General features: G+C 60.6%; 21 protein-coding genes. 12 read left to right on the top strand and 9 right to left on the bottom strand.

What is annotated here, in order from left to right; all coding sequences use genetic code 11:
- Positions 1 to 313 precede the first annotated feature (313 nt).
- The 3 genes from NATOC_RS14705 (at position 314) to NATOC_RS14695 (ending at position 4,139) form a co-directional block, all read left to right on the top strand.
- A complete protein-coding gene (locus NATOC_RS14705) occupies positions 314 to 562 on the top strand; it encodes a hypothetical protein (protein ID WP_015322257.1) in 249 nt (82 codons plus the stop codon).
- 881 nt (positions 563 to 1,443) lie between these two features.
- On the top strand, positions 1,444 to 2,652 hold the full coding sequence (locus tag NATOC_RS14700; protein ID WP_015322256.1) for a hypothetical protein: 1,209 nt from the start codon (positions 1,444 to 1,446) through the stop codon (positions 2,650 to 2,652).
- 23 nt (positions 2,653 to 2,675) lie between these two features.
- Entirely contained in the window at positions 2,676 to 4,139 is a 1,464-nt protein-coding gene (locus NATOC_RS14695; protein WP_015322255.1) for a flippase, read from the top strand.
- Between the two features lie 67 nt (positions 4,140 to 4,206).
- On the opposite strand, the gene NATOC_RS14690 is transcribed toward NATOC_RS14695, so the two are convergent.
- Positions 4,207 to 4,878 carry a hypothetical protein gene (locus NATOC_RS14690; protein WP_015322254.1) on the bottom strand — a complete coding sequence of 224 codons (672 nt, stop codon included), beginning with the start codon at positions 4,876 to 4,878 and terminating at the stop codon, positions 4,207 to 4,209.
- Between the two features lie 171 nt (positions 4,879 to 5,049).
- On the opposite strand from NATOC_RS14690, the gene NATOC_RS14685 reads away from it, so the two are divergent.
- The 3 genes from NATOC_RS14685 to NATOC_RS14675 are packed head-to-tail and all read left to right on the top strand — an operon-like array spanning position 5,050 to position 7,935.
- Positions 5,050 to 6,015, top strand: coding sequence for a glycosyltransferase family 2 protein (locus NATOC_RS14685; protein ID WP_015322253.1), 966 nt, complete (start codon positions 5,050 to 5,052; stop codon positions 6,013 to 6,015).
- 50 nt (positions 6,016 to 6,065) lie between these two features.
- Positions 6,066 to 7,169, top strand: coding sequence for a glycosyltransferase family 4 protein (locus NATOC_RS14680; RefSeq protein WP_015322252.1), 1,104 nt, complete (start codon positions 6,066 to 6,068; stop codon positions 7,167 to 7,169).
- A gap of 34 nt (positions 7,170 to 7,203) precedes the next feature.
- The gene (locus NATOC_RS14675) at positions 7,204 to 7,935 is read left to right on the top strand and encodes an AAA family ATPase (RefSeq protein WP_015322251.1); all 732 of its coding nucleotides are present in this window, start codon (positions 7,204 to 7,206) and stop codon (positions 7,933 to 7,935) included.
- Between the two features lie 96 nt (positions 7,936 to 8,031).
- Here the strand turns inward: NATOC_RS14675 and NATOC_RS14670 are convergent, their stop codons facing one another.
- The 3 genes from NATOC_RS14670 to NATOC_RS14660 form a co-directional block, all read right to left on the bottom strand.
- Positions 8,032 to 9,126: a glycosyltransferase family 4 protein gene (locus tag NATOC_RS14670; protein ID WP_086009777.1), complete on the bottom strand. Its 1,095-nt coding sequence runs from the start codon at positions 9,124 to 9,126 to the stop codon at positions 8,032 to 8,034.
- Between the two features lie 214 nt (positions 9,127 to 9,340).
- Complete coding sequence (locus NATOC_RS14665) at positions 9,341 to 10,597, bottom strand: sugar transferase (protein WP_245549649.1); 1,257 nt, start codon at positions 10,595 to 10,597, stop codon at positions 9,341 to 9,343.
- 332 nt (positions 10,598 to 10,929) lie between these two features.
- Positions 10,930 to 11,874 carry an O-antigen ligase family protein gene (locus NATOC_RS14660; RefSeq protein WP_245549648.1) on the bottom strand — a complete coding sequence of 315 codons (945 nt, stop codon included), beginning with the start codon at positions 11,872 to 11,874 and terminating at the stop codon, positions 10,930 to 10,932.
- Positions 11,875 to 12,343: 469 nt separating this feature from the next.
- Between NATOC_RS14660 and NATOC_RS21235 the strand changes: the two genes are divergently transcribed.
- Positions 12,344 to 12,661 carry a transposase gene (locus NATOC_RS21235; RefSeq protein ID WP_342664422.1) on the top strand — a complete coding sequence of 106 codons (318 nt, stop codon included), beginning with the start codon at positions 12,344 to 12,346 and terminating at the stop codon, positions 12,659 to 12,661.
- 184 nt (positions 12,662 to 12,845) lie between these two features.
- Here the strand turns inward: NATOC_RS21235 and NATOC_RS21230 are convergent, their stop codons facing one another.
- The 4 genes from NATOC_RS21230 to NATOC_RS14650 form a co-directional block, all read right to left on the bottom strand.
- Complete coding sequence (locus NATOC_RS21230; protein WP_015322247.1) at positions 12,846 to 13,574, bottom strand: class I SAM-dependent methyltransferase; 729 nt, start codon at positions 13,572 to 13,574, stop codon at positions 12,846 to 12,848.
- Between the two features lie 226 nt (positions 13,575 to 13,800).
- Entirely contained in the window at positions 13,801 to 15,459 is a 1,659-nt protein-coding gene (locus tag NATOC_RS21980; protein ID WP_157224638.1) for a hypothetical protein, read from the bottom strand.
- Between the two features lie 747 nt (positions 15,460 to 16,206).
- Positions 16,207 to 17,391 (bottom strand): ABC transporter permease, encoded by a 1,185-nt coding sequence (locus tag NATOC_RS14655; RefSeq protein ID WP_015322244.1) that lies wholly within the window; start codon positions 17,389 to 17,391, stop codon positions 16,207 to 16,209.
- Positions 17,392 to 17,972: 581 nt separating this feature from the next.
- Positions 17,973 to 18,542: a hypothetical protein gene (locus tag NATOC_RS14650; protein WP_015322243.1), complete on the bottom strand. Its 570-nt coding sequence runs from the start codon at positions 18,540 to 18,542 to the stop codon at positions 17,973 to 17,975.
- Positions 18,543 to 19,487: 945 nt separating this feature from the next.
- On the opposite strand from NATOC_RS14650, the gene NATOC_RS22635 reads away from it, so the two are divergent.
- The 5 genes from NATOC_RS22635 (at position 19,488) to NATOC_RS14625 (ending at position 23,645) form a co-directional block, all read left to right on the top strand.
- Entirely contained in the window at positions 19,488 to 19,931 is a 444-nt protein-coding gene (locus tag NATOC_RS22635) for a hypothetical protein (protein ID WP_157224637.1), read from the top strand.
- A gap of 889 nt (positions 19,932 to 20,820) precedes the next feature.
- Positions 20,821 to 21,135 (top strand): DUF7344 domain-containing protein, encoded by a 315-nt coding sequence (locus tag NATOC_RS14640; RefSeq protein ID WP_015322240.1) that lies wholly within the window; start codon positions 20,821 to 20,823, stop codon positions 21,133 to 21,135.
- Between the two features lie 147 nt (positions 21,136 to 21,282).
- Positions 21,283 to 22,503, top strand: coding sequence for a Cdc6/Cdc18 family protein (locus NATOC_RS14635; RefSeq protein ID WP_015322239.1), 1,221 nt, complete (start codon positions 21,283 to 21,285; stop codon positions 22,501 to 22,503).
- A gap of 213 nt (positions 22,504 to 22,716) precedes the next feature.
- Positions 22,717 to 22,977 carry a hypothetical protein gene (locus NATOC_RS14630; RefSeq protein WP_015322238.1) on the top strand — a complete coding sequence of 87 codons (261 nt, stop codon included), beginning with the start codon at positions 22,717 to 22,719 and terminating at the stop codon, positions 22,975 to 22,977.
- Complete coding sequence (locus NATOC_RS14625; RefSeq protein WP_015322237.1) at positions 22,974 to 23,645, top strand: hypothetical protein; 672 nt, start codon at positions 22,974 to 22,976, stop codon at positions 23,643 to 23,645. Before NATOC_RS14630 ends, NATOC_RS14625 begins: the two co-directional genes overlap by 4 nt.
- A 263-nt stretch (positions 23,646 to 23,908) precedes the next feature.
- Here NATOC_RS14625 and NATOC_RS14620 read toward each other — a convergent pair whose 3' ends face one another.
- The gene (locus NATOC_RS14620; RefSeq protein WP_015322236.1) at positions 23,909 to 24,214 is read right to left on the bottom strand and encodes a hypothetical protein; all 306 of its coding nucleotides are present in this window, start codon (positions 24,212 to 24,214) and stop codon (positions 23,909 to 23,911) included.
- Positions 24,215 to 24,717 lie beyond the last annotated feature (503 nt).

Genomic DNA, 24,717 nt, shown 5'->3' with positions numbered 1-24,717 from the left:
TTCTCAAAGAGGTAGTACATACTTATAGTACTTTGAAGCAATTACGATAGCGGACAGTAGAAGAGAGAAGTATCTATGAAACGAAGACGCGTTGGGAGATGGCGATCCATACCGGTACCGATGGGGACGAACACGCGTCATAGATCAGATCCCTGCAGCGCATGGATCCGTTCGCTCTGTCGGTGCCGACTGGATTGCCCTCATGGCTGGTCGTGAGCGTCGCCGGACGGACGAAACGTGTCTACAAGACTGCTCTCTCACTGAGCCATCGAGATGAACATCCTTTTCCACCTGAGTAACCAGTTATCTGAAAATGGACCCGACCGTCTACCTCGTTTTTGCTGTCGTCTTCTTTCTGCAAATTCCGACATCAGCGGTGGTCTACTTCGATGCCAAAAAACGCAAGCTCAAACATCCCGGATGGTACGAGCTCGGTGTGCTCGTCCCGCTTGGTGGGCTCGGGATCGTCGCTGCCTATCTGTACAAACGACGCGACCTGCCGACGGTCTCTTCCGACACCCCCCAGACCGCGGAGGCGGAGCCGACGAACGAGACTTCCTAGACTAGCGATTCGGTACAGCCGTGCTGTGACCGAGCGAACCACGTGCTGGCCATGGTAGGAGTCACATTCGCCGGTCACGGGCGACCGTGTGGCCGAGAACGGGGACCGGATGTCATCGACAATCGTAACGGCGTCACCGAGGGGACACAGAGTACGTACGCGCCGACAACGGCGACCTGTCGAGTTCCGGCAGACGACTCGAGTCTCCGACGCCGTCGCCTCGGGCCCGTAGCACGCCCCAGCACGACTCGGGAACACGAACACGGCCGCTGTACAGTAACTCTTCGGCCCCTCTTCGGGAGGAACGATAGCCGAGGACGACGATGGCGTCGCCCACGGCTGCCGGACCGCGCGGAGGCGTGGGCAACCGCAGTTCTTTCGACCACCAGTGCCGGAACCGGCACACCGATGGGTATCACGGCTGACCGTCGACGGAGTCCCCGCTGTGTGGCTTAGCCGGCGGCACATGGATGCGATATGAAAATCCTTTTGCAACTGAATAGCCAGCTATCAGTAAATGGTGCCAGTCGTCTCTCTTCTTCCTGCCGCCGGTATCTTCCTGCGGCGCTCGCTCCCGGGAGTGTGTCACGCCAGGCCGAAACCGCGACCCCGTCCCTCTCCGAGCCGGTCCAAGCCACGGACCCTTCCGTGTGGCGAGACCGGCGTTCTCGACCCGTTCCGCGGCGGGTGGCGTGCTCGTTCGCGATCGACCGCGGCTGGAGGACAGCCGACCGAACGCGGGCTATCCACCGCATGATGACCGCCGCGGCTCCGTGCAGCGAGCAGCGCTCGACCGGCTCGAACGAGCCCAGCAGGCCGGCGGCCAACACCCCCCACCAGCAACGGGCCCACAGCACGACACCGGTTCGGCGCCACTACCCATGAGTACGGCGGAGCGATCTGTGACGTACATCGGCGTTGCGCTCGTGTTTGCGGGGCTTGCACCGACTACGTGGCTGCTCGAGCCAACGGTCGGCTATCTCATCTCGGCGGGAATGGTGTTCCCGATCTGTTATCTGGGACTCGTAGCGAGAGCGAACCGTGACCGGATGAGTGGGTCCCGTCCGCATCCGATCGTGTTCGGGCTGTTCGGGCTCTACTGGATCGGCCTGCTACTCCAGTTTGCGCTCACCGGCAGCGTCTCGATCCTCCCGTATATCGTTCTCACTCCCGTTCTTGTCGTCGTCCTCTTTTTCCTCGTCGCTCCCGCCATCAGGACCGCCCCGCGATCGTTTCTGGGCGGGCTCGTCGGTGCCGTGGGGGCCCTCACCGTACTCGGGTTCGTGCTTCTCGTGCTGGAACATACTACCAGTGTGACCTTCCCCTGGACCGGAAACAACGTCTTCGGGCTGCCCGGGTATCGGATCGCCTCGGTCTACGCCAACCCGAACGCCCTCGGATTCGCCACCGCCGTGGCGAGTCTGAGTGCCCTCTGGGGCGTTCTCGAGACCCGGCGTCCGGCCTGGGGGGTGGCGTTCGTGGTGGTGCTCGTCGGGCTCGTGCTTACGGATGCCACGATGGCACTGGCAGCGTTTCTGGCGGCCACGGTTGTCCTCTTCGCGCTCAGATCGCCCGCTCTGGGAGTCGGATTTGCGGTACTGAGTCTGCTCGCGGCCGTCGGCTTCCTCCTGACGGAGACCGGCCTGTCGTATCTGACGCTCATCATCGAGCGAGGCGGCAGCGAGCGCCTCGGGTTCTGGCAGGCCGCACTCGCACATGCCGCCGACACCCCTCTCGTCGGCGCCGGCTTCGAGCACGAGTTCCAGACGCACAACTCGTTCGTCGCGATCGTGTTGAACCTGGGCTATCTCGTCGGCGGCGTGTACATACTGGCGATTCTCGGCTCGGTGGCTGTCGCCTGGCGCAAGGCATGGACCGGGTCGTCGTGGCACGAGTTCGTCCTCTCGATGCTGGTGCTGTTGGTGGCACAGATGCTGACAGAGTCCTTCACGCTGGGAGGTCTGTCGACGGAGTCATGGCTTCTAGCGACGTTCGTCGGAGTCTCGCTGTTACGTGGCGCCGGCAATGACGTCCCGCTTCCCGACCCGGTTCGCACGAAAGAAACGAACAGCACCGGCCCAACACAGTAGCCGACCACCCAGCCTTCACCCGAATGTCACTCAGTGAAAAGATCGCCACTGGTTTGAAAGCCGACTTTCTCTCGCAGGTCCTCAAGAACCTCTCCAACGGCCTCCTCGTCGTGGTCTTGGCCCGGTTGCTCTCCCCGGACGCCTACGGCCTGTTGTATCTCGCGATCTCGCTGTTCGCCATCGTCACGGTCGCTGGCAAACTCGGGCTCGGCAAGTCCGCGGCCCGGTATATTACCGAACACGAGGAGACGGCGCCTGGCCAGATCCCCCACATCATCGAGACCGTTGGGCTCGTCCTCGTGGGGACGCTTGGCCTCGTTACCGTCGGGCTCGTCCTCGCCCGCGAACAGGTCGCGGTCCTGCTCGGGGAGTCGGGGCTCGAACCCCTGTTGCTGGTCGGAGGGCTCTACGTCATCACCCACGGGGTGTTCAACTCGGGGCGAAGCATCTGTCAGGGGTTCAAAAAGATCGAATGGGCCGCGTCCATCGCCCTTGTCGAGGCGGTTGTCCGCCCGCTCGTCGCGATCGGGCTCGTTCTAGCCGGGCTGGGTGCGGTCGGCGCCCTCGTCGGCTACGTGGTCAGTTCGTTCGTGGCGGCTGCTCTGACGGTCGGTGCCGTCTACTCCCTCTACACCACCGCCGAGCGGTGCCCTATCGAACCCGGGCTTCGCCGTCGCATCGTCGAGTACGCGCTCCCGATCACGCTCACGGAGAACAGTAGCACTCTCATGAAACGCGTCGACATCCTGCTGATCGGGGCGTTCCTGACACCACTCGCGGTGAGCTACTACGTCGTCGCAAAGCAGATCATGACGTTTCTGAAGGTCCCTGCGAACTCGCTCGGGTTTGCGATCGCGCCCAGATACAGCGAGCAACTCCACCGCGATAATCTCGAGACCGCCTCCCGGCTGTACGGGGAGGCGCTTACGAGCACGCTTCTGTTCTACGTGCCGGCCGCCGTCGGACTGGTGATCGTCGCGGAGCCGACGCTGCGGCTTCTGTTCGGGCCGGCGTACACCGGTGGGACGATCGTTCTGCAGCTACTGACGATCTATCTCGTCGTCCAGGCGATCTCTTACATCACCAGCGGTGGACTGGACTACCTCGGTCGCGCAAAACACCGCGCATACGCGAAGGGGGTGACGGCAGTTGCCAATCTGGGTCTAAACCTGGTGTTGATCCCGACGATCGGGATCGCCGGGGCCGCGGTCTCGACGGCCGGAACCTATGCGGTGTACGTCGCACTGAACGTGTATCTCATGCATCTCGAACTCCGCCTCGACTGGTGGGCGATCGGCACGCGCTGTGTGAAGATCACTGCCGTGACCGGCGTCATGGCGCTTGTCGTCTTCCCCTTTGCGTCTGCGATCGACGGCTTCGTCTCGCTGTTCGCAGTCGTCGCCCTCGGTGGCCTGGTCTGGCTCGGTGCGACCGTGTCGGTCGGTCTGATCGAGAAACAACAGCTGCAGTCGCTGGCTCCGGGCTGAGTCCCGTCCTCACCACCGGTCGACGCCCTGGCGGGTGCCCCGGACCGTTGCCACCGGCTGGCTGCGGTCAACGGACGACGTCGGTCCAGGCGGGCCGTACTCGATCCACGTACGACAGCGACGGATGTGCTTCGAGCTGTGTCTCGAGCCCGCGCTCCCGGTCCCACCAGTCCTCGTGGATCACGTTGAGCCGGACGGGAACCGTCTCGACCGCCAGGACCGTCGCCGTCACGAGCCGGTGGAACCCACACGAGTTGAAGATCACCGCCCCGTCACGACCGATGTTGACCGCGATCTGATCGTATCTGTCGGCCGGTTGGGTCTGCGATCCGGCTTCCGTCGGGTCGTTCTCGATTCCGTTTCGCTTCACTGAGTCGAACAGCGCGTCGAGATAGGTGCCGTAGCCGTACTCGGTGTAGAACGACGCCTCGCTTTCGGGATAGCCGGCCGCCCGCAGTCGCTGGTACGTGAGGTCACTGCTGTCGATCGCTCCGGTCTGATAGTCGCGTATGAGCCGGTACTTGGGACTCGACGAGAGCGGGGCGGCCCGCAGATCCCACTCGCCGGGTTCGATGTGGCCCGCGTGACCGTACTTGGTGAACACGTCGTACTCGACATACGTCTCGATCGCGGTCGGTGCCACGGCACAGATCGTTCCGGGCGGAAAGATCGAACCCGGTGTGAACAGCTCACAGATCGTGTCCCGTGTGTTCAACCGGAGGAGATCCCGATCGATCATACCTGATCAAGAGATGGTCGCAGACGCCAGACATTCCCTCGCGACTCCATATACGCTGAAACTACCGAACGATAAAAACATCTGCCGGTTCGTGCCGGTATCGGCTCACGGGTGATCGAGTCCGGTAGCCGAAACGGTAAGCTAAAGACGGTGAATGGAGCTTCACTGGATATGACAGCCGTCAGTGTGGTCATTCCGACGTACAACCGGCCGTCTTTTCTCGGAGGCGCGATCCGGACAGCACTGGATCAGACACATGATGAGGTCGAAGTGATCGTCGTCGACGACGGCTCGTCGAGGCCGTACGCCAGCGAGACCGTCGACGAGTTTCCACCCGCCGTCACCTGCATCGAGCACGAGACGAACAGGGGGTTGTCGGCAGCGAGAAACACCGGCATCGCGGCCGCCGATGGCGAGTATATCGCGTTTTTGGACGACGACGATCGGTGGGCGACGACGAAACTCGCCGCCCAGGTCGCGGCGCTCGAGGCCGCGCCCGAGAGCGGGCTCGCGACCTGTCTCTGTGTCTCGGTGTCGCCGGACGGCGATCCGATTCACGTCGAATCGAGTGCGCCAAGCGGGGATCTCTCCGATGCCATCCTCCGCAAGAACCTCATCGGCTCACCGTCCCGTGTGCTGGTTCGCCGAGAGGCACTCGACCAGGTCGGTGGCTTCGACGAGACGCTTCCCACGAAACAGGACTGGGATCTCTATCTCAGGCTGTGTCAGGAGTGGCACGTCGCGGCCGTCGCCGACCACCTCTGCTTTCGAACCGCACACGAGAGTATGTCCAGTTCGCCGGCGGCGATCGAGCGCGATTACGCCGTCGTCCTCAATAAGCACGAGAAACTGATCCACGAGCGCGGCTATCTCGGCGCCGCCAAGGCGGCGATCGACGAACGAGCGGGACGGGCGTACCTAGGTACCGGCGAGCTACAGGCCGCCAGGCAGTCCCTGAAACGGGCCGTCGAAGCGGAACCGACGAAACGCAGAGCGGCCCTGCTGGCGCTCAGCTACACGCATCCCACGATCGTTGAGACGGCGATCTCGGTGACACGCTCGCTGCGACTGCTGGTTGGCTCCGAGCAGGTCGCTGAGGCGGAGATCGCCACCCAGCTCGAGGACGGTGCGGTATAAATTCTCGATAGCAGTGGTTTTATATTATGAAGAAGAAGTGAATACGCAGGATGACCCGCGTTCTTGTCGTACTGAGCCATATCCGTGATACGACCTTCTCTTACGAGCTTTCGGAACGGATCGCGCTCGCTGATGATCTCGACGTCACCGTCGTCTCGTACTACGACGCCTCTCCCGCGGAGGCCGCCCTCGCTCCCGAGACGAACGTCGAGCTGATCCCGCTGGGTGCGGAGTCACGCACTGATCCGGCCGCGATCCGCCACCTGCGCTGGGTGTTGACGACCGGCGAGTACGACGTCCTCCATACCCATCACAACTTCGTCGGCTCGCTGGCACGGTTGCTGGCCCCTCGTCACATAGCGATCGTCGACACCGAGCACGCCGACCACAAGGAGCATTACTCGCTTCCGCAGGTGTTGGTAAACCTGCCAACGCTCCCGCGGGCGGATCGGATCGTCGCGAACTCGGCCCAGACGCTGCGGTCGCTGTACGCGGTCGAACGCCTCCTCACCCGGGGTCGGCTCGGTGTGATCTACAACGGGATCGACGTCGCGCGAATCGACCGGGCCATCGCTATCCCGGAGAACCCGTATGAGATCGCCGGAGCACGTATAACCTGTGTTGGCCGGTTCAGCGAGACCAAAAACCAGTCGCTGCTCCTCCGAGCGTTTGCATCGGTCGCCAGCACCGACACCGACGTCCGGCTGACGCTGGTCGGGGATGGCCCCCTGCGCAGCGACCTCGAGGCGCTCGCCCGCTCGCTCGGGGTTCGTGATGCCGTCGAGTTCACCGGGTTTATCGAGCGGGATGCAGTCTACCAGCTGCTCGCGGCGAGCGATCTCTACGTGCAGCCGTCGCTCTCGGAGGGGTTCTGTATGGCGGTAGTCGAGGCGATGGCCTGTCGCCTTCCGGTCGTGGTGAGCGATATCGACGTCTTCGACGAGATCGTCGGCGACGCCGGCGCCGTCGCGAACCCGCGCCGTCCCGAGGCGTTTGCGAAACAGCTGCGTGACCTGCTCGCGGACACGGACCGTGCGACGGCGCTTGCCGACCGGGCGTACGAGCGGGCACGGAGCCGGTTTCCCCTCGAGAAAACCGCCGCGGAGTACCGCAGCCTGTACCGGGAACTCGCCGACGGACACTCTACACGATGAACTCGGCACGCGATCGGGACCAAGCGGGGTGCGTATGAGACCGCCAACCGATACGAACGGGGTGGTTGTGGAGTTCTTCGGCGTGCCGGGCGCTGGCAAGTCAACGATCGCCCACCGTCTCGGGCGACGACTCGCAGCCGACGGCTATCCGGTCACCGAGCCGACCTACACGCTGGTCCACGACAGAACGCGCATGCGACGGTATCTCGCAAAGATGGGGTACGCTGCTTTCGCGATCGGCCGTCGACCGGACCGAGCGCTTTCGAGCGGGCGACTGCTTGCGGCGACGGACCAACCGACACCCGCGACGGCAGGAAAGCTGCTGCTCAACTGGCTGTTCGTGCGTGGCGTGGTCGATGCCCACCGGGGCGATGGCGTCCGCTTGCTTGATCAAGGACTCTCTCAGGCCGTCTGGTCGGTCGCCCTTCGTGCCGACCGGGACTATCTGACGGCGCTATCCGAACGGGCCGTGAACACCCTTTCGCGGGCGGGGCCCGCCCGTATCGTCGTCGTTGAGATCGCCCCGGAGACGGCGCGTGACCGGCTCGAGGCACGGGCGACCGACGAAAGTCGCATCTCGCCTGCCGACACCGGCGCGACGATCGCCGACGCCTTCGACTGGAAAGCCAGGGTCGAGGAGGCGATCGTCGAGGCGGCCGCTGACGAGCCAGCGGTCGACATCGTTCGCGTACGAAACGAAACGAGCACGGATCTCGAGCGGAGCACGGCCGAACTCTACGAGTCACTGGCGGCCACCCTGCCCTGAGTCCCGACAGCAACGACCGCGCTCGGCGGCGACGGCGGGAGCGTTCGGCACGGCCACGAACACGGGCGGCATCCACGCCCGCTGTCGTGAGGGGTGTCAGGACTGGGTGAGCTGCTGAAGAGTTTCCGTGACAGCACTCACGGTCGTCCGCCAGTCGTAGTTCGGTGTGACGCCGCCATCGCCGCGCGTCGGGCGTGCAAGCTGGGCCCGGATCTCGGCCGCGAATCCCGAGACGTCGCCGACAGGGACGACGGCACCATGATCCCCGACGACCGAGGCGACCTGCTCGAGGTCCGAGCAGACGACGCGTGTTCCGGACGCCATCGCTTCGAGGACCGTCCGCGGGACACCCTCGGCGCGACTCGGCAGGACGAGGACGTCCGCCGCGCGATAGATCCGGGGCATCTCGTCGTACGGCACGTGGCCGAGAAAGACAACGCTGTCGCCGACCGCCTCACCTGCCCGTCGTTCGAGTTCATCGCGCAACGGTCCCTCGCCACAGAAGTACACCGTCAGCTCGGGGTTGGCCTCACGAGCGGTCGCAACGGCATCGAGGACGTCCTGTGGTCGTTTCCCCTCGACCAGTCGGCCGACGAACAACACCACTGGCCCGTCCGCGTCGATCAGGTCGCTCGTCGGTCCCCCCGGGGTAAAGCGTTCGGTATCGATGCCGTTCGCGGCGACCGTGATCTCCGTTCGGACGCCGAACTCGCGGAGCCGCCGTCTATCGACGTCCGTATAGCAGAAGACGGTGTCCGCCCGATTGAACGTCCACCGCCCGATCGTCTTCAGATACCACTCGAACACCCGTTCCGGGGCGGTTTGGGAGTAGAGCCCGTGATTGGTGATGGCGAGTGGAACGTCTCCGAGCCGCCGTTTCAGTGCCGCCAGGTTCGTCGAGAAGTACAGATGTGAGTGGGCATGGACGACGTCGAACCCGGCAGCGTGTTTGAGGTACCGTGCAACACCGGCTGAGATTTCGTTGCCGAGCAGCGTCACCGACGGGTCGTACCGGACGACGGTGTACCCATCGCGCTCTTCGACGTGTGCCAGCTCGGGATCGCGACGGATCGTCAACACCGTGACGTCGTGTCCCAGCGCCGCCTGATCGCGACTCAGCGCGTGGACGTGGTAGGCGCCGCCGCCCTTGACGTCCGGATAGACGGTCTGTGCGACCCGGAGGATGCGCAACTGTCGGTCTGTCGTGGGTGAGTCGTCTGTCATTAATTCCGTCTCACGTGCTCTGTCGGTCTGCGGGGAACGTCGGATCGAACTGTGTCTAAATTCATCCAGTGGTGTGAAAAAATCATCGCTCTCTGTTGGTAATTCGTTCCCGGCGAGCGGACACGAAGCAGGTGTCTCCCGACTTTCGCTCGTCGGGAGTGGTCGACTCGTGGCGCCATCATCAGCGGTGCTCCGAGTCCTCGTCGGTACCCCGGCGCTGTAGAGCAAGCGGTGTCACATCCGCGACGACCAGCCAGAGCTGGCGGCAGACGAGTTTGATATCGAACCAGAGCGACCGCCGCCGGACGTACTCGAGGTCGTACGCGAGTTTCGTCTCGGGTTCGAACCCGGTGACGTCGTTGATCTGGGCGAGTCCGGTCAGCCCGGGTTTGACGAACCAGCGTTTCGGCCACTCGAGGCCGTCGGCCGTGAGCTCGCGATCGATCGCGGGCCGCTCGGGCCGCGGACCGACGACGCTCATCGCGCCGGAAAGGATCGAGAGCAGTTGGGGAATCTCGTCGAGGTGGGTCTTCCGGAGCCAGTGGCCGATATCCGTCACCCGGGGGTCGACTTCGCCGGCGTCCTCTCGGCTCAGTTGGATCCCATCGGCTTCGGCGTCCGTAACCATGCTTCGAAACTTCACGAGGGTGAACGGCTCGCCGAACACGGACGTTCGGGTCTGCCTGTACAGGACCGGTCCCGGAGAATCGAGTTTGATCGCCACCGCGATACCCAGGAGCAGCGGTGCCAGCACGACGAGGCCGACCGCTGCAAACACGACGTCGAACGCCCGTTTGATCGCCCGGCTGTACCACGGCCACGGCTCGAGATCGACGCGTATCAGCGAGTCGCCGACCCGCTCGTCGCCGCGGACCCGAGTCGACAGCGACTCGTGGGCGAGCACCTCCACACCGTGGTCACGGCACGTACGGAGCGCGCTGAAACACGTTTCGCGGTCGGCCGTCGAGAACGCGAGCGCGACAGTATCGACGTCACGGGTCCGAAGAACGCGTTCTAGTTGGGCGAGCCCACCGAGGCGCTCGATACGGCGATCCGGGGCTTGCCGACCGAAAGCGGACCTCCCCCCGTCGGTTGCGACGACCGATTCGTCGTCGGCCGGCGACGGTGGCTCCGACTGCGCCGAAAGCGGTGTGTCACCGGAGTGATCGGACAGCACCGGCGAGAGAAACCCGACCGGTGTCGTGGGTACCGATCGGAGCACCGACTCGAGCAACCGTGGCTCGTCACCGACGACGAGGACGCGACGGGACCGGGTCCGACGGCGACAGAGACGATACCAGCCCGGCAGGACAAAAACGAGGAAGCCACCAGCTACGAGGATCGTCGCCACCGGCGGGACACCGGGGACGCCCACAACTGCAAGGCCGATGAGCACGAGACAGGCGAGGCCGACCTGTCGGCCGGTCTGTCTGAGCACTGCTGGTGTCGACCGGGGCCGAGAGACGTACAGCGGGGTCAGTGCGGCGCCAACGCAGCCGCCGATGAGGGCAGCTGGGATGGCAACCCGTTCCGTGATCGGCTCTGGTGTCGTAAGAACGGACGCTACAACCCCTGCAATGACCGCGATTATCACCGTTCCGAGAGCTGCAATCCGCCAATACACACAATCACGCGACATTTAGTATAATGGTATTATAGATTATTTGGTTAAAGTTTGTTGGAATAGACATTGAAAGTGGACCGAACGGCAGCAGTCACACCCGGGTTGGCGTCCTCTGACCTACCGTTTCAAACCAAAACAATGGGTGGCTACCGGTTCTGTGTCCCCAGCCACGAGTGTCGTGTCTCCGAGGAGTAGAGAAGCAGTCCGAGAGAGAGTCCCAGCAGTATCGAGGAGACGCTAAGGCCACCCAGAAAGAGTGACTCGAATCCCATATAGAGAAAGATCGCGACAGTTAGTCCAACGACGAATCCAGTCCATGGTGTCCACCACGTGCGGAGTCCCTGGCCGAGTGCGTAGATAAGTGCACCCAGGTAGAACCCACCAGCGATAATACCAGTGTTTAGTAGCGGATAGATGTAGGAATTATGCGGACCAATCTCTTCACCGATCTGCGAGGCTGTATTAGCGAAACCGATTCCAAGCAGGGGATTTTGCGCGAGGCGCTCAAGCGAGGCCACCCATCGGTCAACTCGCTGCATCAGTGTTCCTTCCATGACATCGGTAACGTGTCCCAATTGAATCGCAATATAGACACCCACGACCGCGAAGAGGAGTCCGAAGAATCCGAACCGATAATCTGGGCCGGAGAGAACGAGTACGGCACCAGCAACAAAGCCAACAAATGCAGCATCACCTCCGCTCATGAACAGACCAAGAAGACACAGACCAAGTGCCCCAAGCCATACTGCTCCGCGACGGGTCAAATACGTGTACAAGGCCGCAAGGCTGCCCGCCATCATGAAGAAGCCATAGGTGTTTGGATTATGAAAAATTGATGTCGTTCGGAGGTTACCAATGCCTAATACCGGACTTCCGATATAGCGAGACAGTTCGCTCGGTTCCTGCCAGAGGACAACAATTCCAATTAGTGAGGACACCACCGTTATGAGTGTAATCCCCATGGTGAATACCTGCCGACGCCCGTCGATTAGTGCAGGCAGTATAACTACCGTTGTGAAAACTGCAAGAGGTGTGACAAGAATATATTGAAGAATTTCAATATGAGGGGAATGAGAGTAGTGGACGACCAAACCCGTCCAATATCCTCCCAGTAAAATAAAAAACGGAGTACTAACTTGTAATGGAATGTCGGTATCTCGGATAGTATATGCTAGTACACCGTACAAAGCTACCACAGCCAATGAGGTTGCTGTGATGAAGTAGCCCAACTCACGGGGGAGAAACCATGTTGTGACAGTAAGACTACTCACAACCGGAAGCAACGCAAGCAGCGGGTAATAGAGTGGAACTGTCGGCTGTTCTGGTGATTCCCCCCAAATTAGTCGTTGTAGATCCATAGTAGTAATGATAGCTGTGTCACCTCTATTTCCCTCTTATCGAAATATAAATACCCATGAAATCTCTTTGCTCGGCTGTGTTGAATCACTAGACGGCGGCGGAATGGTTCGCTAAATCGAAGGTCTTGAAGCGGGAGACTTCAGTTGTTCATGACCCAAATCTCGCCTCATTGGGGAAGTTGTACCGGTTGCTCAAACGTTACTGCCGATAGAGACGAATCCGCCGCCCCGAAAGGTCACCGCCGATAAGGGCTACGACAAACAATCATTCCGTGAAGTGCTACGTGATTTCGATATTAGACCGCTAATCAAACATCGTATCTTCGCGTTCTACGATCACGCGCACAACGCCAGAATTGACGAACAACGCTACAATCAGTACTCTATGACTGAAACAGTGAATTCGGCTATCAAGCGCTCACTCAACTTTGCCGTGCAAGCGCGGTCCTGGTTCCGTGAATTCCGAGAAACCGCCCTGATATGTGTCGTCTATAACATCAAGCGAGCCGTGAAACAGTGAATTCCACCTCCTTATGGCGATTCAACACGGCCCTTTGCTCCTTTTCTGTAACCAAGTCTTAGTTTATAGAATTCTGATATGAAATAAAATCTGACAGCGATCTAATTGGGCGTCATTTCAATTATGATTAGACCGAATTAAAATTATTTATAAAAGTCACTATCCATTAAATCCAATATTTTAATTACCCATTTATAAGCCTCTTTTGCGGTCTCGTCGCTCGAGCGAAATAGGCCACGTTACAGGGGCCTGCCCATCGGTTTGGCCACCCATATATTTCTACTTCGTCAAACAGTTCTCTGAGGTCATCGACGAGATAGGTATAATTATAATACCTATGACCCGTTCCGTGTTTATCCCGCGGGGTCTGCTTACGGAACTCTTCTATCGAGTAATCAATGAACCGGCGCCACGAATCCGGATACTTGCTACAAGTGGGATGGACGACGTTTTTTCCAAAGAAGCGCAACAATCCGCCAATTCCAACCTCAATCGGCATGTTGAGATAGAAGGTTCCACCAGGGCGAAGACATCGAACGACCTCCTCTACGTACTGGCGTTCATCCGGAAAATGTTCAACTGAACTTAACGAGACGACCGCGTCAAGAGACCAATCCTCGAACGGAAGGGGAGGCACCGCTTGGCAAATCGTATCAACTCCCCGACTTTTAGCCGTCTGTACCCGCTCATTATCGAATTCAACGCCGATAATCTCCTCGAATCGATTATCGAGATACTGTGCTTCGAATTGACCATCACCACAGGCAACTGATGCTGCCCTTCCTCCACCGGTGTGGTGATTTCCAATCAACGTATCGAAATCCTCCATTCGTGAACCCTGATACCAGTTGAATATTCCCTTTGCCCGCTTCGCTACGGGAACGTCAATTAGATTCTCCGGATCATCAGCCATACTCAGTAATGATATTGAACACACATTTATCTTTTGGACAGTAGCAAGAGATGTAAATATGATGTATGAGTGGAGAAATTATGGTTAAATAAGGGAAGAACCATTGAGTGCCTTATTTCTTCACAAAGCACCTGTGAAAACATATGCTATTAGTAATAACAGATCAAATAATATTCTTATTATTCAATTACTATAAACGAATCCATTCAGAGTTTTCTGCCTACGACTAGGGACCGCTACAGTAGTGATTTACGTCACCTGTTGTATGTACTTGGCCGTAATTATTAGCGACGTAGCCCTCAACATCCCACGTCCAAATGAACGTTCCGTGCTCAGAGCTGTGAATATCTTGTGGCCGATCTCGGAAGGCTACACAATTGTATTCTGATGTATTAAGGTCACCTTCAAATATTTCATCATCAAGTGATCGATAAGTGTCAGGGTCTTCATGTTGGGCGATATTGCTCGGCAGATTCTCCCGAGAGTATCGCTGGTCTGTATAGATACCCGCTGTTCCGTGCGTCTCACCCCAACTTTTTGCGGTCACTTCGTTCTCAGTGAGATATGAGCGAGAAGTGTCTGGGTAGTCCGGTGTCGCAGGGGCGACAAATAGCTGTAGAGTGATGAACGCGAAGATTGCAACAACGACGAGGGATTTTCGCGGACCAAGTTTAATTGCAATACCTCCACCAATGATGATCGCAAGCAGTGGCTCAGCATAGAATAGGATACGTCCGTTTGCGATCGGTCCAAAGACTGAAAAGACCGTTAATGCCGCGATGAACGCACAGAACGAAAGGAGTCCAATAACAGGCTCTCTGTAATAATCGGTTCGAGCGATAATGAGCCAGCAGATTCCGGCTACTCCGAGACTAGCCACCAAATGTGCAGAGTAGGAGGCAATAGACAGAACGTCTGAATTAAGCGCAAGAGCTGTAGTATACTCGTATTCCTCTAATCCGGAAGGTGTTGTCGTCATTGCAAGTACGCGTCCGACTGCACGATCGGTATACTCTGTTATCCACTCCCACTGCACAACTAGTCCGAGTCCGGAGACCATTGCGACACTGGCAAACATCGTCGAGGCAGGCTTGATGTTTTGGTCTTTGAGTTCCACTGGCAGTCGCATGAGAAGGAAAGTCGCAACGAGCAACGTTGCAACACCGCCAAATAGGACAAGAACCGAAATTTTGTGGGTGTGAATTGCTGCTCCGAGGAATACCGTCAATAGTACTAGCGACCGATTCTTGTCGACTATACCGGCAAGGTATAGAACCGCAGCGAGTGTAAATCCGGCCCAGAGGAATACGGCTGCGTTCTGTGGGATCTGAGTAAAGGAGTACATTACCGTCTGGGCCATTGTCATTGACAGGATTCCGGCGACTAACGCGGCGTCCTTCGATCGCCAAACACGGGAAACAACCGCAGCAGTCATCATCGGCAGAAGGAATCCGACGAGTAGTGGATAGATCAAGAATCCGTATCGTATGGTCGTATCGAGTATGAGCGAGGCAAACGCAGCCAGAATCAAAAACACGGGTGCAGCCGCATAGAAAGTTGAATGTTCTTGTGTGCCACTCAAACTCTCTTCCTCGATCATTGCTTGTGTCCAGAGAGCTACCTTATCAGGATCCGTTCCGATCATAGACGAACCGAAGGCTGCCATCCATAGAAGGTGGACACTTACGACGATACCAGCGAGGAGCAGGGGACCAACTAGCCGGTCTCGTCCGTAGTAGGCGACTAAAATGATCCCCATACAGAGTGCTATTGACGCTGGAAGGACCGGAAATAGACGCTCAGTGATGAGTTCTGTGCTGACAATCATACCCGCAGTTAGAAGAACCAGTGCACTGATTGTTATTTTATGGCGTTTGGATGACATATTATTTGAGCTTTTGGTTAGGATACTGATAGCAGTAAATGGTGCGAATACGCTGTTTATCGATGAGTGGTCTTTCTCTTTCCATTGTTTCTTATAGCTGAATTACAAGGTAGATAGTTTTCCTAAGAGTACAGTGAGGATATACGAAAGAGTTTCTGTGCATGGATTGTCAGTCACCTAATCTTAGCCCGTTCACGGATATATATTAGTCTTGTTCAAAGGTGAACTGGACATAATATATAATTGAATAAATCGAGTTGGTTCTGCTAATGAGGAATCGGCTGGAATTCCGTTATATTGGCCGACTACGACAGAATACGGTTTTCAACCCCGTGGAATGAACAGAAAGCAGGTAAGATCAGATCACGAATTTACTGCCGTTCGGTCCCTAACAAAGTTATACGAATATCGTCGTCGGTTCCCCAGCAGAGACAACGCTGATCGTACTGCTGGTCAGCGAGCCGCTCAGTTGAACCACTCGACGTACTCCGTACATCCCCTACAGGCGACACGGGTGGCCCATTCGTCACCCTGGTCGTGCTCGGACGGGGATAGTTTCGTCACCCGCACGTCTAAAGAGCCACATTCGGGACACTGTGTGGGGATCGACTGAGTCATTCTACAATGTAGTTGGCTGCGATGAACCTAAAGATTCTGGACCAATAGTCTCGCCACCGCTATCGATCCGGTGAGTGGACGACTGTCCAGACGAATGACCAGCACCGTGTGGACACAGGAACAGCGTCCTCACGTTCTAACCGATGTAACCGTCACCGCCCGTCCGGCATACCAGCCCGCGCCGAGTGCAACAGCCGTCCCGACGACGAGCGCAACCGCCAGTCCGAGGACGTAGATCTCAAGCCCGGTCCGGACGAGCCGCTCGAATCCGAGTACAGCCGTCGAGAGCCGATTGAGGGCGGCGGCGAGCACGGGCGTTGCCAGGAGCGCAACGACGCCGCCGAGGAGACCGATGAGCGCACCCTGGATACCGATCAGCCCCGCAAGGAACGCTCTCGACAGCCCCAGCGCGTGCAGCGCCGAGAGCGTCTCACGTTGCTGGTAGGCGACCAACACGAACAGGTTGCCGGTCAGAGCAATTCCGCCAACGACGGCGAGACCGACCAGGGCGACGCCACTTGCAACGACCAGCGCCTGGTCGGTGACCATCGCGGCGAACTGATCGTCGCTACTGCGGACGTCGTAGTCGGGGTGAGCGGCCTGGAGATCGGCTTGGACGGCCTCCTGATCAACATCGTCCGCGACGGTGACGGCGACGAACGAGGCCCGGTCCGCACTGGCGGTCCCAGTCGTTCTCTGGAGCGTTCCGAGCTGGAGGGCGACCGTTTCGGTCCCGGTGTACTGGGCGTAGGAGCCGATCTCGGCGACGGTGAACGCCTCGACAGTCTGTGGGCTTGCCCCGATATAGACGGGATCGCCGACCGTGAGATCGTGGCGTTCTGCGATAGCAGGATCGACGACGACGGCCCTCGAAAGTATCCCTGCACCGTCTTCAATCTCATCCGCTCGCTCGAACTGACTGTGTGAGCCCTCGATGCCGACAGTAGTGGTCAGTTCGGTCTCATCGGGCTGCGGGCCGACGTAGATCTCGTGCATCGCGATCCCGACGACCCCCGAGACCCCCTCGTGGTCGCGGATCTCGTCGGTCAGCGTCTGTGTCCCGACGACCTCGTTATCGGTCGTCGCCTCCGCTCCGGGCCCGCCCGTGACCCAGATCTCGAGTCCGGAGTCGTCGAACGTGTCCTGTCCCGTCTCGACGACGCCGATCCCGAGTCCTGCAAGCAGTGTTACCGACAGCACCGCGAGGACGACGCCGCCGATCGCGAGTACGGTTCGACCGGGGGTATGTCGCAGCTGGGTCAGGCCGAGCTCTATGATGGTGCGTCCCGCCACGAGACGATCGCTCAGGCGCATGTTGACCCCGTCTTAACCCTCCTGCTGGCTTTCGCGCTGCGCGCTCGGCTGCCACTCCCTTTCGAAGCCGACAGACGGGCTCCCCTCTGGAGTGGCTTCTCCACCAGCCAGGCGATCGCTCCGATCCGGATCCACGACGACCCGTCGGCGGACCGACTACGGTCGTCGCTCCCCCGAGTCGTGCGTACGGCTGTGCCTGGCTCTGCTCGTTGCTCAGCCACCAACCGAGGACGATCCATACAACTGATATAGCACGGCGTACAGCCGACTGGAGTATTGTTAGTATGTCGTTACCGCGTCGGCGACACCCCGGACGCGGCTCGACCGAGCCGAACCGGTGGCAGCGTTCCAGGGATGACACGCATCCTCGTTCGGTCCGGGCCGCTGAGGCCGGTCGACAGAGACCGAGCCGGACTCGGGTTACTCATCGAGGGCGGTGAATCGAAACGTGACCGGCGTCGTGCCGACCGAGTCCGTAGGGACGCCGATCCGTTCGTATCGGTGTGGGCCTCGTGACAGAAGAGGCCGCTCAGGACCGGATCACAGCCACCCAAAGCGTGGCAGAGAGGGCCAAGCGAGGGTTAGCGGTGGTCCAGGCCGTCGAGAAGTCGATCGACGAGCTCGTCGTTCGTGAGGTCACCGTCGAGGTACTTGCGGAGTCTGGCGACGTCGAGGTAGAGCGCGACGAGCCGGTTCTTGTGCTTGTCGTAGAGGGTGAATTTGATCTCTTTGACCTCCGCGAGGAACGCTTCGGCGTCACGAATCCCACGTGCAAGCCCGGGCGCGAGTGCGCGGAGCTCCTTGCGGAGCGTCTCTCGGTCGGACGTTTTCAGCATCACCTGCAGATCCAGACACCGGTCGGAGTAGGCTATCTCCTTGATCCGAACGACATCGCTCTCGACGTAACACTTCGCGCGGTCGAAGCCAGGGATTTTGGCCTCCTCCTTCTGTTTGTCGGGCTTCTCGTCGGAGCGCTTCTCGTCGTCCTCTTTCGTCTTGGACTGCTCGTCGTCCCTCTTTGTCTTCGAGTCATCCGTCTCACGTTTCTCGTCGCTCGCCGCCTCTTCCCGGCCGCTCATACTGCCAGAGCAGCCGGCGAGGACGGTCGCGAGCGCGGTACCACTACCGAGCAGGACATGTCGTCTGTCCATACGGCGTTCATTACCACATACACTGATTAGTACTCAGATCCTACCAGTTCCACGGTTGTTCTGTTCCTGCAAACGGGATCTCAATCGACACCTACCGGTAACGACGCCCTGTTTCGGGACACGTCGTATGCTGTGTACGCAACGCTGCCGGGCCGGTGGCCTTTCGAGTCGGCCGCATCGAACGAGAGACATACACCACTACAGGGCGGTTCCCTCCGTAGCGGCCGACCCGAACTGTACTTGCTCCAGCGATCGGCGGATTATTGTACAGAGACACTCTATCTCTCACTATGGAGTTACCAACCGAGAAACAGGAACTGATCGCAGGGCTCGCCGGGTTGGTCGTGTCGCTGTATGTCATTCTCGAGGCAGGGGTACTGTGAACTACCCAGCTTATGAAGCGGAAGCCGACACGTACACACGGGGACCGGAGACCTTCGCCGAGAAGTCCCGTGACCGGAAGGGAAAGGACTACTGACTAACATACGACTGACGCCACGCGGTTGCGTCTGATCACGCTTGTTGGTTCCTTGGCTGCCATGTTTTGCCCCCCGGTCGTCCGGTCAGGGCGAGTCAACGCTCGAGAGGCCTTTCGCAGAGGAGCCGTGCTCGAAAACCCGGACCCACCCGTGTTGCGCTGGCATCCCGGATGGAGCGCCGGACACAGCCCCGCCGAGAACGCCGACCTTGGGGGCCGGTTAGCTACCCCGAGATGACTCCCTCGCCGACGACATGGAAGGGACGCTCAGCGACCGCCGCGTCACGGGGAGGGGGCCCCGCCGGGAAGCGCATTCCGGCGAGGATCCCCAGTGACCGGTAGGTGCGACCGATAACAGCCGTGACGGACGCTCACGGATCGGATCTTGCAATGGATATATAAATACACTGATCGGCCCGTCAGACGTACACCTCTATATGTTATCCCGAAATCTCTCCGGCTGGAATATGTCAGAGAACTCGCTGAACCGACGACGGTTCGTAGCGCTCGCTGGAACCGGTGCCGCGGTCGCCCTGGCCGGATGTGGCGATGAGGAAGAGGAGGAGCCAGAGGACGATCCCGCCGAGGACGACCTCGAGGACGAGGACGATGACCTCGACGAAAACGGTGACGACGACCTCGAGGAGGATGACGATCTCGACGAGGAGGGCGAGGACGACGCCCTCGACGACGAAGACGACGAGCTCGACGAGGACGACGAGGAGGATGACGACCTCGAGGAGGACGACGAAGCGGACGATGACCTCGAGGAAGACGATGAGGACGACGCCCTCGACGACGAAGACGACGAGCTCGACGAAAACGGCGATGACGACCTTGAGGAGGACGACGAGGAGGATGACGATCTCGAGACGGAGGACGACGCGCTGGGCGACGAGGACGACGCCTAACCGCTCGTCCCCGACTCCCCCAGTCTGCGGGTGAGCGAAACCGAAGACGGCCACGCGGGTGTCGGTCTCCACCGCCCGGCGTCCGGAGACCATGTTGGCCCAGACACCCGTCGTCGGGCGGGCGTCGGCCGCCTTCGACTCCGCTACCGGACGACCGTCTCCCACTCGTTCTCACGCGATCACAGAGGACCCCTCAGGGCTTGTCTTCCGAGTCGGTCACCGGAGCGAGGCTCCATAGCGGCTGGTGTGTGAGCCGACCGGCTGCTCCCGGGATGTCTCACCGACGAAAAGCCAGTGGGGCGCTGTGATGGCTGGCAGATGTGCCCACCGCCGTCCGTGACGACCGGGGCCACGCTGCTGCAATGACACAAATATAGCGGAAGCCCACGGCTTCAGTCGTGGGAGGACGTCACAGGCCGAACACGATACGGGCGCCCGGTCGGCACGCCGCCGGTTCGGAGACGGCGGGCGCTCCTCGGGAACAGGTTGCATCGGTACCCTCGCCGGGCGCCAGTGAAATGGGATGGTGGAAGGAAGCGCGCGTTGGATCGCTCCGTCACACGCCATCCGTATCTTTCGACCCCGTTCGTTTAAATTTCACTATTTCCTGTGACGATTCCGACGGCCGCGACCGGCGCTGTCCGCGAGGGGAGACGACAGCTTGGGCACCGAGCGCCGGGTCTCGATCGGTGGCCGACGCGCGGCCGGAGCCTGGTCTCGAGCAGGGGTGGCGCCGACCGCTCGCGGATCAGGGACCCACCGGCTGGCCAGGAAGGGGCTGTCGGGTGGCCCAGGACGGCACCGACGGGTTCGCGAGCTGAACCGTTCACGGAACGGCGCCTACGTTCTTTGGAGCGGGCCTTTTTCGTGTGCTCTCCCGACGGCGCCCATGGACAGTCATGAGACGGTCGCGCTCCTGGCCGACACCGAGCGCCAGCACGTCCTCGCAGCACTGTTCGATACCGACGACCACGTCACGGTAGACGCCCTGGCCGCCCAGCTCGCGGCCCGGCGAACGCGGGCCGGCGCGCCCGCCCGGGACCGCGCCGAGCTCCGGCTGGTCCACGACCACCTCCCGCGGCTGGCTGCCCACGGCGTGATCGAGTACGACCGGGCACGCGGGGAGGTCGTCCTTGAGGACGCCGCCCTCGAACCGTTTCTGACCGATCTGCCACACAGCCAGCCGCTCCCGCTCGAGCCGTAGTCGACGCCCGCGGGGCGGGCGTGCGGCGGTGGGCCGGTCGGGTCCAGCCGACGGCCACCCAGTGGCGATCACGCGACCCACCGGGATGAGACTCCCACCCAAGGATGGATTCATAAGTGGTCCACGGCTACTCTCGCCGACCACGTGATGAGCAAGTACGACGACCTCTTCGCCGCGACGGCGCCCGACGACAGCCCCTTCATCGACAAGGGCGTCCTCGATCCGCTCGCCGACCCTCCGGAGATCCACGCCCGCAAGGACCAGGAACGCGAGCTGGCGCGGCTGCTCAACGGCGTCCACGACGGCTACCTCCCGCCGACGGTCGCGATCTACGGCCCACCGGGGACGGGCAAGACGCTGACGACGAGACGGGTCGCCCGGGAGTTCGCCGCCCGCACCGACGCGGTCGCCGTCGAGTACGTCAACCTCAAGGAGTGCCGGACGCTGTTCAGCGCGGCCAACGAGATCCTCGCCGAACTCACCGGTGAGAAGAAAGGCGCCTACGAGGGGTTGGACGGCGTGTTCGCGGGCATCTGGACCGCGCTCGAGGACTACCCCGACTGGACCGTGTTGATCCTGGACGAGATCGACCACATCCGCCACGACGCGAACTACGACCCCAACGACTTCTTCTACCGGCTGCTGCGCGGCGAGGGGAAGCTGAAACGGGGGATCGACCTCTCGGTGTGGCCGGTGAGCAACGAACTACTCGAGGTCGATCTCCACCTGGACAGCCGCGTCGAGAGCGCAATGAGCGACGAGGCGGTCTGCTTCCCGCCGTACGGCGAACGCGAGCTGAGAGTAGTCCTTGAGCCACGTCTCGCGCGGGCGTTCCGGGACGGGGCGGTGCCCGACGCTGTCTTTGAGTACGGCGTCCGCGAGGCCGCCCGGCGGTGGGGCGACGCTCGGAAGGCGCTGCGGCTGTTCCGCCAGGCCGGCGAGCACGCAAGCGAGTGCGGGCGCAATTGGCTGACGATCGACTGCATCGACGCGACCCTTGGGACGACCGAGAAGGCGGCGACCATCGAGAAACTGTGTGATCTCCCGGTCAATCATTTTCTGGTGCTGACGGGGAGCACTGCCTGGAACGGCGCCGACGGGATCAAACAGCCCGTTACGACGGGCGAGATCCACGACTATCTCCACCGGGACCGCCACCCCGAGGAGTTACAGCTCGGCTCACGTACTATTCAAACCATCGTCACCGACCTCGAGACGATGGGGCTCGTCGAGACGTGGATCGAATCGAAGGGCCGGGGCGGCAGACAGAAACGGATCGAGACGACGTTCGACCCGCAGTGGGTCCACGAAGCGGTCACCGAGTACGCGACCGACTCGACCTATCTCGAGATTGTCATCTCCCGGTAGATTTTTACCTCAGAAACACCCACTCCATATACGGAATACCGCCGCTACCGGCCCTCATACCGTTCATTTTCGGATAATTGCTGAAACTCTCGATTTATATAGTATATAGTAATGTCGGCAGCGGCACATACAGCTTATATCACCCGACAGCGAGCGACGGACCACTGTCGGCTCAGTCGAGCACGTCGGCGCTGTCGGCGACCGATACAACGTATGAACGAAATCGAACAAACCGACCAGACCGATCGAGAAGAGATCCTCGAGCTCCTCGAGGAGACGATCAAGACGACTCATAAGCATATCGAGCCGGGCGAGGCCGACTCGCTCGAGGAACAGCACCTGCAGATCAAGTGGATCCGGACGTTCGGCTATCTCACCGGCCAGTATCGTCGGCTCCTGAAAGACGAGGACATCGACCAACTCCACGAGGACGCCGACCTTGTCAACCGCGTTCTCGATCTCCGAGACCCATGACGAAACGAGACATCGAGCGTGAGTTCGACGAGTTCACCGAGGAGGTCCTCGCCGACCTCGAGCCGCTGGAGCGCATCCAGCTCGTGCTGGAGGCCGAGGCCGCCGGCCTCGATCGGTGGGTTGAGCGCCTCTACGAGAGCTGTCCGGTCAGGGGGTATCGTGGACTCGACCGCACGTTCATCGAATCACTCCGGATCGCGGCCAACGCCAGGCAGGTCGCGTTGTACGATCTCCACACGACGTTGCTCCAGCGGGCCCGCCTCCGCGAGCACCACCGGGCCGTCCTGGTGATCGATCACGAACGCGACGACGGGCTCTCCGAGGCCGCGCTCGAGCGCGCCCGCGAGCGGCCCGACCGAATCACGCTGCTGACGGTCGATCTCTACACGCAGTACCACGCCTACGACCGGTTCGCCGAGCACCACCTCGGGGTCGACCTCGAGATCTGGTTCGGACCCCATTTTTACGCCGACAACGTGCGTGCGGCGACAAGCGAGGTCCTCGAGCAAGCACAGCCCGACGACCTCGAGCAGTTCGTCAACGACGGCTTCGGTATCGAACGCGGAGACGACGACTGGGTGACGCTCGACAGCCTGGTCGAGGACCGGTACAGGGCGTTCCGGGACACGTTTACCGTCCTCGACGAGTCCGACTGCCGGCCAGACTAGCGCGTCGGCGCCCCCTGATCGCCGCCTCGACGCGCGTCGTAACCGCCGAGCCTGAGAGCCTCCGTCTGGCCGGTGAGACGGCGGACCCTAGGGGGCCGTTCGGACCGGGCCGGGTTTTCGGTGGCGACTGCAACGGTCGATCACCCGCGATCGAAACGCCTGTGGGCCGCGTTCGACGATAGCGTCCGCGGCGTGTATCGTCGTCGCTGACCGGAACGCTGCAGTGGTCAGGTGAGCCTCGCCACGAGATCGCTACGTGGCGGTCAGTGGCCGGCGTCGCCACCCTGGTCCGATCCCCCCGTGGGTGCCAGCTGTGCCAGCAACCGGTCCCGGAGGGCGGCGCCGGTCTCGGTTGACCGGGACGGGCCGTCGAGCACCGCGAGCGCGACCTCGCTTGCGGACGCGAGATCGCCCTGCCGGACCCGACAGTCGAGGACGGCGGTCCCGAAGATGACGAACAGCCGTGTCCGGTTGACGACGAGATGCTCGATCCCCAGCGAGCCGAGCGCCGCCCGGAGATCGACGGGTGGTGTCAGCCGGTGGCGCCGCGCTGTCGCGTCGGTGGTCATTATCGCTACCTGTGATCCGAGGGGATAAGAGTGTCCGGGGCCGCGGCACAGCGCCTACCGGGCGTCACACCCGGCGGACTCTGGCGTATCGGACCCGTTCGAACGAACCATCGGCGGCTGCCACCGGAAGACGATCGCCTCGAGCAGCGCGTCGAGATGCTGTGGGGACAGCGCGAGCGGACGCGTCGGTTTCGATGGGCGCGGTGAACGCCGGCGGACGGCAGTGCTCGCCGAGCACAGCAGTCTCCAATACGTGGAACCCGACGCTGACGCTCTCGGTAGAAGGTGACAGTACGTGACGGCGCGGCTCCACGCTCTGCAGGCCGTGGTACTGCGCCTGCTCCGAATATAATATTATTCGCTAAAAACAATAACATAATAACCTATTGGAATAGAAACCTTCTCCCCCTCCGCCGTCGGTCGATTATTGATTCCATACTCTTTATTGCCAAGAGAAGTATTTATAACTGCTAAATATAAATTCTCCTGTTGTTAATTCCCTA

The sequence above is a fragment of the Natronococcus occultus SP4 genome (assembly GCF_000328685.1).
Lineage (GTDB): Archaea > Halobacteriota > Halobacteria > Halobacteriales > Natrialbaceae > Natronococcus > Natronococcus occultus.
The sequence above is the reverse complement of the archived record's forward strand: the minus strand, read 5'-3'. Positions and strand labels throughout refer to the sequence as shown.

What these genes read in the sequence shown, in the direction of transcription:
- NATOC_RS14680 (WP_015322252.1), top strand. Translation starts at nt 6,066, where the DNA reads ATGACCCGCGTTCTTGTCGTACTGAGCCATATCCGTGATACGACCTTC.
- NATOC_RS14700 (WP_015322256.1), top strand. Translation starts at nt 1,444, where the DNA reads ATGAGTACGGCGGAGCGATCTGTGACGTACATCGGCGTTGCGCTCGTG.
- NATOC_RS14685 (WP_015322253.1), top strand. Translation starts at nt 5,050, where the DNA reads ATGACAGCCGTCAGTGTGGTCATTCCGACGTACAACCGGCCGTCTTTT.
- NATOC_RS14695 (WP_015322255.1), top strand. Translation starts at nt 2,676, where the DNA reads ATGTCACTCAGTGAAAAGATCGCCACTGGTTTGAAAGCCGACTTTCTC.
- NATOC_RS14690 (WP_015322254.1), bottom strand. Translation starts at nt 4,878, where the DNA reads ATGATCGATCGGGATCTCCTCCGGTTGAACACACGGGACACGATCTGT.
- NATOC_RS14635 (WP_015322239.1), top strand. Translation starts at nt 21,283, where the DNA reads ATGAGCAAGTACGACGACCTCTTCGCCGCGACGGCGCCCGACGACAGC.
- NATOC_RS14705 (WP_015322257.1), top strand. Translation starts at nt 314, where the DNA reads ATGGACCCGACCGTCTACCTCGTTTTTGCTGTCGTCTTCTTTCTGCAA.
- NATOC_RS14630 (WP_015322238.1), top strand. Translation starts at nt 22,717, where the DNA reads ATGAACGAAATCGAACAAACCGACCAGACCGATCGAGAAGAGATCCTC.
- NATOC_RS14675 (WP_015322251.1), top strand. Translation starts at nt 7,204, where the DNA reads ATGAGACCGCCAACCGATACGAACGGGGTGGTTGTGGAGTTCTTCGGC.
- NATOC_RS14655 (WP_015322244.1), bottom strand. Translation starts at nt 17,391, where the DNA reads ATGCGCCTGAGCGATCGTCTCGTGGCGGGACGCACCATCATAGAGCTC.
- NATOC_RS14650 (WP_015322243.1), bottom strand. Translation starts at nt 18,542, where the DNA reads ATGGACAGACGACATGTCCTGCTCGGTAGTGGTACCGCGCTCGCGACC.
- NATOC_RS21980 (WP_157224638.1), bottom strand. Translation starts at nt 15,459, where the DNA reads ATGTCATCCAAACGCCATAAAATAACAATCAGTGCACTGGTTCTTCTA.
- NATOC_RS14625 (WP_015322237.1), top strand. Translation starts at nt 22,974, where the DNA reads ATGACGAAACGAGACATCGAGCGTGAGTTCGACGAGTTCACCGAGGAG.
- NATOC_RS22635 (WP_157224637.1), top strand. Translation starts at nt 19,488, where the DNA reads ATGTCAGAGAACTCGCTGAACCGACGACGGTTCGTAGCGCTCGCTGGA.
- NATOC_RS14620 (WP_015322236.1), bottom strand. Translation starts at nt 24,214, where the DNA reads ATGACCACCGACGCGACAGCGCGGCGCCACCGGCTGACACCACCCGTC.
- NATOC_RS21230 (WP_015322247.1), bottom strand. Translation starts at nt 13,574, where the DNA reads ATGGCTGATGATCCGGAGAATCTAATTGACGTTCCCGTAGCGAAGCGG.
- NATOC_RS14640 (WP_015322240.1), top strand. Translation starts at nt 20,821, where the DNA reads ATGGACAGTCATGAGACGGTCGCGCTCCTGGCCGACACCGAGCGCCAG.